This window comes from Pyramidobacter sp. C12-8 (assembly GCF_002007215.1).
Taxonomy (GTDB): Bacteria; Synergistota; Synergistia; order Synergistales; family Dethiosulfovibrionaceae; genus Pyramidobacter.
In genome coordinates this window covers 1-1,482 of record NZ_MUHX01000065.1, presented here as the reverse complement: position 1 = coordinate 1,482, position 1,482 = coordinate 1, and the positions used below count along the sequence as shown (strand labels likewise).

At 61.7% G+C, this 1,482-nt stretch carries 1 protein-coding gene; it reads right to left on the bottom strand.

Translation table 11 applies throughout. The features are described from left to right. On the bottom strand, positions 1-1,482 hold a 1,482-nt coding region (locus B0D78_RS12080), incomplete at both ends, for a YadA C-terminal domain-containing protein (protein WP_205948327.1).

Genomic DNA, 1,482 nt, shown 5'->3' with positions numbered 1-1,482 from the left:
GCCTGCAGCTGAGCGTTCTCCTTCTGCATCACGTAGACGCTGTTCATGGGGCCCTTGCGGTAACGTTCGGGGATCGCCTCCCTGTCTTCCTTGCGGCCGATCTTCCACGTCAGCCCGGCGTTGGCCATCGACTCGCCGTGGTGCGAGACGGACACTCCGGCGTGCACCATGAAGTCTTCTTTCACGTAGTGCGCAAAGCCAAGGGCCAGGGCGTATTCGCCTTTGTAGGCTCCGAAGCCGGCCATGAGCTGGCTGGGTTCGACGGGGTCGTAGTGCATCGGTTTGAGCGCGCTCAAGGCCGAGCCGAGCGCTCCGGTGGTCTTGATGCTGCTTCTCAGTTCGCCCATCTGGTTGTAGACGTTGCCGAAGTTGTTGTAGACGTTGCCGAACTGGCGGTCTACGGCGCTCAAGGCGTCGCCGACGGTGTTGTAGCTGCCGCCGTTCACGTACTTGAACTTGTAGGTGGGGGCGGAGACGGTGCCGTCGGGGGTGACGGAGGAGCCGCCGCCGAGGTGGGTGGCGATGCTGCTCGAGGTCTTCCACAGCTGCGCGCCGTTGATGGCGTCGCCGCTGGTCTGGTTCACGGCTCCGGCTTTGACGTTCTCGATCTTGTGGCCGATGGCGTCGAAGCCTTTGGCGGTGACTTTGCCGGCAAAATTCGGCGCGTCGACGACGGAGATCTTGATGGCGCCGCTGTCGTCGCTCAGTTTGATGTTGCTGCCTTTCTTGAAGTTGAGGACGTTGTCGGTCTTGCTGACGGTCTTCACTTTCACTCCGTCGATCTGGGCGTCCCAGCTTTTCAGGGTGTCGGCGGAGATGGCGGCGATCTTGTCGTCCACGGCTTTGAGCTGGTCTTCGGTGGCGGCCTGGCCGGAGGTGATGCTCAGGGGGTTCCAGGTTGTGTTGCTCAGGCCGTTGACGGTGCCTTTGTCGTCCTTGTTGATGGTGAGTTTGTTTGTCGTCCCGGTCACGTCGAATTTCAGTTCGTTCTTGAGGGCGACGACGACTTTGCCGCCGTCGACTTTGGTCTCGGTGTTCGTGCCGTCGCCGGCGACGTGGAGGGTCTCGCCGAGTTTCCTGTTGACGGTGTTGGTATCGTCGGCTTTGAAGGTGAGGCCTTTGTTCACTGTGGTGCTGGTCTGGTCGATCTTGTTCTCCACGGCCTGGAGCTGGCCGTAGTTGACCGCGTCGGTCGCGGCGGCGCCGTTGGCGACGCCGTGGACGATCTGGTTGCCCATGTTCACGTTGGTCTTGGTGATGACGGGGCCGCCGGTAATCGTCAGGCCGCTGCCGTTAAGCAGAGTGTCGCCGATGGTCACGCTGCCGGCGCTTCCCAGGTTCAGGTTCTGCGCCAGTTTCACTTTCAGTTCGCCGCTGGCGGGATCGGTGATTACGCCGATATTGTCGTCCGCAAGTTTCGTGACGTCCGCTCCGCCGCTGATTTTCAGGGTCTCTCCGAGCTTTCTGCCGACGGGGGTCCCG